This is a genomic window from Microcoleus sp. D2_18a_D3 (genome assembly GCF_036702455.1).
Taxonomy (GTDB): Bacteria; Cyanobacteriota; Cyanobacteriia; order Cyanobacteriales; family Microcoleaceae; genus Microcoleus.
Genome location: NZ_JAUBTK010000164.1, coordinates 1 through 6,068 on the forward strand (window position 1 = coordinate 1; position 6,068 = coordinate 6,068).

At 40.0% G+C, this 6,068-nt stretch carries 7 protein-coding genes; 4 read left to right on the forward strand and 3 right to left on the reverse strand.

Annotated elements, in window-relative coordinates; all coding sequences use genetic code 11:
• Positions 1 to 65: 65 nt before the first annotated feature.
• The 3 genes from QUB06_RS33770 to QUB06_RS33780 form a co-directional block, all read right to left on the reverse strand.
• Positions 66 to 446: a hypothetical protein gene (locus QUB06_RS33770; protein WP_333439111.1), complete on the reverse strand. Its 381-nt coding sequence runs from the start codon at positions 444 to 446 to the stop codon at positions 66 to 68.
• Positions 427 to 903, reverse strand: a complete 477-nt coding sequence (locus QUB06_RS33775; protein ID WP_333439113.1) for a type II toxin-antitoxin system antitoxin SocA domain-containing protein — start codon at positions 901 to 903, stop codon at positions 427 to 429. Before QUB06_RS33775 ends, QUB06_RS33770 begins: the two co-directional genes overlap by 20 nt.
• 147 nt (positions 904 to 1,050) lie before the next feature.
• A complete protein-coding gene (locus QUB06_RS33780) occupies positions 1,051 to 2,415 on the reverse strand; it encodes an ATP-binding protein (RefSeq protein WP_333439115.1) in 1,365 nt (454 codons plus the stop codon).
• Positions 2,416 to 2,671: 256 nt separating this feature from the next.
• Here QUB06_RS33780 and QUB06_RS33785 point away from each other — a divergent pair, with 256 nt between their 5' ends.
• The 4 genes from QUB06_RS33785 (at position 2,672) to QUB06_RS33800 (ending at position 6,003) form a co-directional block, all read left to right on the forward strand.
• Positions 2,672 to 2,866 (forward strand): hypothetical protein, encoded by a 195-nt coding sequence (locus QUB06_RS33785; RefSeq protein WP_333439116.1) that lies wholly within the window; start codon positions 2,672 to 2,674, stop codon positions 2,864 to 2,866.
• A gap of 81 nt (positions 2,867 to 2,947) precedes the next feature.
• The gene (locus tag QUB06_RS33790) at positions 2,948 to 4,279 is read left to right on the forward strand and encodes a YcaO-like family protein (protein ID WP_333439118.1); all 1,332 of its coding nucleotides are present in this window, start codon (positions 2,948 to 2,950) and stop codon (positions 4,277 to 4,279) included.
• Positions 4,280 to 4,288: 9 nt separating this feature from the next.
• Entirely contained in the window at positions 4,289 to 5,065 is a 777-nt protein-coding gene (locus QUB06_RS33795) for a SagB/ThcOx family dehydrogenase (RefSeq protein WP_333439120.1), read from the forward strand.
• Positions 5,066 to 5,142: 77 nt separating this feature from the next.
• A complete protein-coding gene (locus QUB06_RS33800) occupies positions 5,143 to 6,003 on the forward strand; it encodes a phosphotransferase (RefSeq protein WP_333439122.1) in 861 nt (286 codons plus the stop codon).
• Positions 6,004 to 6,068 lie beyond the last annotated feature (65 nt).

The following is a 6,068-nucleotide window of genomic DNA, read 5'->3' on the forward strand; positions in this document are numbered from 1 at the left end:
TCTCTACCTCTGTCTAAACTCACAAAATTTACACTCAACTTCTTCTGAGTGAATTTTTGCTTAGTCTAAACTCCAATGCCGTATTCATTAGCAGATATTTGAAACTGGTAGGGAACATTGACTAGCGCAGCTTCATTGGGAATCCCAAAGCCATTAGGCTCAGTAGTATTTTTCCAAACTATGCTATGACAGCGCAGACTTTTACTCTGATTATTGATAACTTCTTGAGCGTTCAATTGTGACAAATCGCGCAGCCTTCTCAATAGAGATGCTAGATACTTAGCATCTCTACCGCTAATTGAAAACTTATCTTTATCATCCTGGTAATACCTGAAGGAAAAACTAATTCCTTCGGGTATTTGGATATTAACAACCTCTCTCCTTGCTGAAGATGGTTGACTGCGAATGTCTGTATCTTGTCTTTTTTTATGCTTCTTCGATGACACGGGTTTTGTAAAATTTTCTCATTGATTCCTTCGTAATAATAGCATGAGAAGGTTCATCTCTTGGCAACTCACCTCTAGCATTAATCCAAGGATCTTCGCGTCGCACCATCAATTCTAACTCATAGGCATCCCGAAAGAAGTAATCATCGGATAACTCGTCTAAAAACTCTTGTACTTCTTTTGGAAACTCCGGTTTTTCGACTTCTTTGAGAATTGGCTTCCAGTCAAATTGTTCTTTGTATTCGTAAAATAAAGCCGGGATAGTCGGGCCGTGCACCCAAGCTTCAAAATCTTCATCAAAAAGCGGTTTATCTTCAAAAGCTAAATACCATGCTTGGGCGTAGTACAATAGTTTTTGTAGCTTGTGGTTGCTGAGATAGGAACCTACATCATTCGCAAACCAGATGTAATAATCAGCGAGTTGGGAGGCTGTTGTGACTGTAGTTATTGTGGTCATATAACTCGACTCAATAAGTTTTGTATTCTATGATAGCACAGTCACCACTCTTTATGATTGGGCGGTTGAAACCGCTTCTTGTCAAACAAAGTCTGCCTCCGCAGACTAAGAAATAAAAGGTTTATTAACAAGGGTGCAACATCTCCGTTACAATCCTTTGATATATTGCTTCAGTACAGGTGACAAAGTGTAAAGACTTGCTTCTTTTTCAATCAAGCAGCGCCGCGATAGAGATTGCAAGGCGTTTAGCAAATCTGATGATGATATTTGTCCGTTTTGTAGCAATTTGCCGAAGTTGACTGGCTGGTTTTCTGTGGCCAACAATGACATGACTTGTTTTTCTAGTTCGGAAGTGCGATCGTACTGCTGCTGTAAAACATCTTTTAAATCTTCGGGTAACAATATGGTATCATCTATTAATAACTCAGTCGCGCCGATTCCCAACTCTTGAATCAGAGTCGCCACGCTTTTTAACCAGAAGGGGTTGGCTTGGTAGCGGTGAATGAGTGTTTCGCAGTTGTCGATTTCTGTTAATCTTTTATCTCTGAGGATTTCCCGTGCGGCTGCGGTGTCTAAGCCAGTGAGTTGTAAGGTACGAATGGGAGTATTTTCGCTTGTGAGTTGAGGAACTTCTTTCGGTGGTTCCCAACCGACTAGCAGAAAGCAACTTTGATGGGATAATTTTTCTATCTGTTTGAATAAAGAGCGATATTCTTCGTAGTCTGGTTTATACTTTCCGGCTAATTCACCGCTACAGAAAAGGTTGTGAATGTCATCCAAGACTATTAAACAGCGATGATTTTGCAAATACTTAATTAGTGGTAAGCGTTTCTGGTTGGTTGGGGATGAATCTGGGTTTTCTGACTGGGAAAAAAGCTGTGTTAGGTTAGATTGAAATTTATCGATGGTGGGGAATTCGTCTAGTGTGTACCAAACTGCGTACTCAAACTCGTCTTTGATTTGTTGTACGAGTTTTACTGCTAGGGATGTTTTGCCGATGCCGCTGATACCAGTGAGGGTGATGAGGCGGCAGTTTTGTTGTAGAATCCAGGTTGTGAGGGTTTGGAGTTGAGGAGTGCGCGAGTAGAAATCGCCCAATTCCGGCATTTCGCTTAAATCTTGATGTAGAGTTTGAGTTGGTTTTGAGTTAGCTGTTTCGTCATTATGTGAGTTTGATATATCTGGCGGGTGTCTACCTTCTCCACAGATATTGAAACTACCGCTCACGTTATGTGCAAAGTTTAAAACATTAGAGTTTTGCAATCTCTCCATTGCCGATCGAAAATTTGTTTTATTGACATCTTCCCCTAAGTATTCTGAAAGTATCTGCCATAGTTCAGAACCTACTTTCCTCACACTACTTTCTGAACAATCGAATTGTTTGGCTATTTGCTTGTATGTCTGACGTTGTACAGTGCCTTGGAGTACGGCTTCTTGTAAGTCGTCTAGATGTTCACCAGTTTTCTCGAAGACTATCTTATCGGCCAGCTTTAAGGCTTCTTTTAGGCTCATTGGGGTAGGAAGAAATGAGTTTTTTTGTATTATAGCTTACGTTTATGACATTTTTCCACATTTTTGAACAAAAGTTGATGAAATGGGATCATTGAAAGACGAAATCGAGACAAATTTGAACATTTTTAGGCTAGACAAAGCTTTGATTTGTAAGGGATGATGGAAGAAGCATCAAGGGATATCTGGTTATTGACTAAATCTACTGATGTCTGACGACAAGTAAGATTCCGCTCTCTAGTATAAATGGAGGTTAACTATGTCCAGTACCCATAACAACCAAGTGCCGATTTCTACTGTTGGTGATGGTTTTTGGTGGAACTACGATTTGTTTGATAAGCAGTCTCTATCTCCTTCGCTGAGTTCATCAAATCAGTGTTCATCTGGGAATCAGAGTTCATTCAGCCTATCTCCTTTACCCCGTCGCAGTGTGGGCGATACTTCTTCTAAGTAAGTTTCTAAACCTGAAGGAATAATTAGCTAAGCATCTTGGCAGTTCTTATAGACACAAGATGCTTTATATCTGTACGGAAACATGAATATAGACTTAAACTGGCTTCCTCATCAGGCTCCTATAATCGACTTTAAGGCAACTCTGCATCCATCAAAAGAAATTTCATCACGTTGGTTTAACTTTCCACCTTACCATGACGAGCCGAAACTTTGGCATCTCTCTGCTGTGGTTGTTCCTGCTCAAGTCAAACCCAGTAAAGACATCAAAGATGAAAACTCACAGGAGGCCGCTGGAGGTTCGTCACTGGAGTTTGATAGAGCTCTCGCAAAACTTGCGGGGGAAACTGTTGAGCGTTATACAATCTCGAAGAATGTCAATCTGAACTTGGGAGATTTACAATCATGGCAGGAATTGGTGCAGCAAAATTTGTGTGCGCTAGATCCTTTCCAACTTGTGATTGGTGATGAATATCCACATAAATCGCGTCGTAACGAGAAAATTTCATGGATTCAAGGATTTAATTTAAACTTACAAATCCCTGCACTTCTTCCTGCACAGCTAGTCTTTGTGCCGCACATTTTTAGAGATAATGAAGCTGTTTGGAGATCGCCTGTATCAACAGGTGCGGCAGCACACTCTACACTTGAGGGAGCTTTATATGGTGGTCTTTGTGAAGTTGTAGAGAGAGACGCTTTTCAGATTGCTTGGCTTAGACAATTAAGATTAAATCGTATAAATTTAACTCCCGGTGATACTTACTTCTGCAATCTTCTAAATCAACTAATTGAGGCTGGTGAAAGATATAATCTTCACTGTGAGCTATATCAACTTCCTTGTTCTCTTCCCTTATCTGTTTGCATGGCAGTTATTTGGGATGATACAGGTATTGGGCCTCGGTGTTCTCTGGGTGCAAAATGTTCTCAATCAAGCTTAACCGCCTGTGTCGGAGCACTTGAGGAAGCTTACCAAATGCGTTCTTGGTTGCGATATACACTCGACAAGTCGGGAGCATTTTCAAAGAATAAGCCGCTTGATACATTGCTCGATAGATCGAGACATTGGTTAACAGATGAAGCTTCAGAGGTTCTTAAAAATTGGACTCAACAATTCACCTGTTCTATTTCTTTATCTGAAATGCCCTCTGAACTTTCTCTTGGTGAGTTAGTTGAGTCAGTTATACAAGATGGGGGTACTCCATATTTCGTTGACTTAACAGCGAACTCACCTGAATGTCTGCGTCAATTGGGTTGGCATATTACAAAGGTAATCATTCCAGAGTACCAACCGCTAAACTTAACGGAGTCAATGGAAGACTTCGCCTTGCCAAGAATTGATAATGCTTCTCAGCGTTTGAATGTCGAAGCTCTTATTCCAGCAGGACAGAAATTTAGATATCCTCATCCTTTTTTGTGAGCAATCAATATGAATATTACAGATAGACCAAGTAAAGACAATGATCCATTGGGGCAGGGGATTCAACTAGCTCAGGCATTTGAAGAAGCTACTTGGATTCACAAGGATTCTTCTCCCCAAGCAAGTTATATTCCCAATTCCTGGACATCTATAAATAGGAAGCAATATCGCCGTTTACCAAGAGTTGATTTGAGTGGACTACGTTCTCCATATCAAGATAACGAATTAAGCAAGGTATTTGAAAATCGGTCATCGAAGCGACAATTTTCACCGGAACCTATTGCGTTAGAAACGGTGAGTACGATGCTAGCAACTGTTGCCAGCACTCGAAATGAAGAACCTCCAAGCCGAGTTTATCCTTCTGCTGGTCTAAGGTGGCCAATTGAGTGGTATCTTGCCGCCATCAATGTAGCTTCACTGGAAGCGGGAGTTTATCATTATGAATCATTTGATCGTCAACTAGAAACACTAAAAATAGGTAATCCTTGGAACGAGCTTTCGGAGGCGCTTTCAATGCAAAGCATCGAGCGTCCATCAGCTTTACTAATCTTAACTTCTGTTTTTCATAGAAGTTGGATTAAGTATGGCATTCGTGGAAGTCGATATGCTTACCTAGAAGCTGGCGCAGCAGCCATGTCCTTAAATATTGTTGCAGTAGAGGCTAACATTAGTGTAGTTTGGCTAGGTGGCTTTGTTGATTCCGCTATTTCAAAGATTCTCGATATTAATTGGAAAATGGAGTTAGAAACTCCGGTTCTGTGTCTCGCACTTGGACATCCTATTTAGAGGATGCCCAAAAAAATGCTGAGAATGTCTAACGAGAGCGAGTTTTCGACAACAGTAATTTATTTAAATTTTGAGCAATGTCGAATTTTTTTCAAGTTAAAAGCTTACCAGTTTTACGATCTTTTTTTTCTGTAAATGCTCTAGCTGAAACAATTTCAGAAGCATACGCTCTAAATGTTTTAAGCTGTCAACTTATCAAAGGTATGCTTTTAGATACTTATAAAATTACTTCCAGTGAAGGGCTGTTTATTTTTCGCGTTTACCGCTCAGGAAAACGCACTCTGGAAGAGATATTATCAGAAAGTGATTTTCTATTACACTTGCATAACGCAGGTATATTCGTTCCCATAGTTGTTCCAAAAGTTGATGGAACAAGGGTTCTTACTTTACCTGCACCAGAAGGGACTCGTTACGCACTAATGCTTAATTATATTGAAGGTAAAACTTTAAACTGCGTACCTGTACCTGAAAATTACTATAAATATGGACGAGCTATATCAAACATCCATAAGTTTGCAGATACATTATCTGGCTCTTATTCGTTCACAAGACCTACACTCAACTTAGAATTTCTGCTTGAAATACCTCTGAGAATGATTCGAGAAGTTTTATACTATCGTGTAGATGATATAGAGTATCTTTTCCTAGTCTCTGAAAGAATTAAAAGAACAATATTATCGCTTTCTGCAACATCACCTGTGTATGGGATTTGTCATGGCGATGTTGATTGTTCAAATGTACTCATTTCTACTGATGGCAAGATAACTCCCATAGATTTTGATTTCTTTGGGCTTGGCTGGCGCACTTACGATATTGCCTCTTTTTACGCTGATTCACGATACTTAAAATTGCCTTTGGAAGCCAGGCAAGCTTTCCTAGAGGGATATTTAGAAATTCGTCTACTTACTAACGAAGAAAAGCAAGCTCGGCTCTCCTGAGTTTATGGTGTAAAATGTACATACTAATACATTTACCATTATGAGCTTCCATCTAGACTATCTAT

What these genes read in the sequence shown, in the direction of transcription:
- QUB06_RS33800 (WP_333439122.1), top strand. Translation starts at nt 5,143, where the DNA reads ATGTCGAATTTTTTTCAAGTTAAAAGCTTACCAGTTTTACGATCTTTT.
- QUB06_RS33780 (WP_333439115.1), bottom strand. Translation starts at nt 2,415, where the DNA reads ATGAGCCTAAAAGAAGCCTTAAAGCTGGCCGATAAGATAGTCTTCGAG.
- QUB06_RS33795 (WP_333439120.1), top strand. Translation starts at nt 4,289, where the DNA reads ATGAATATTACAGATAGACCAAGTAAAGACAATGATCCATTGGGGCAG.
- QUB06_RS33790 (WP_333439118.1), top strand. Translation starts at nt 2,948, where the DNA reads ATGAATATAGACTTAAACTGGCTTCCTCATCAGGCTCCTATAATCGAC.
- QUB06_RS33775 (WP_333439113.1), bottom strand. Translation starts at nt 903, where the DNA reads ATGACCACAATAACTACAGTCACAACAGCCTCCCAACTCGCTGATTAT.
- QUB06_RS33785 (WP_333439116.1), top strand. Translation starts at nt 2,672, where the DNA reads ATGTCCAGTACCCATAACAACCAAGTGCCGATTTCTACTGTTGGTGAT.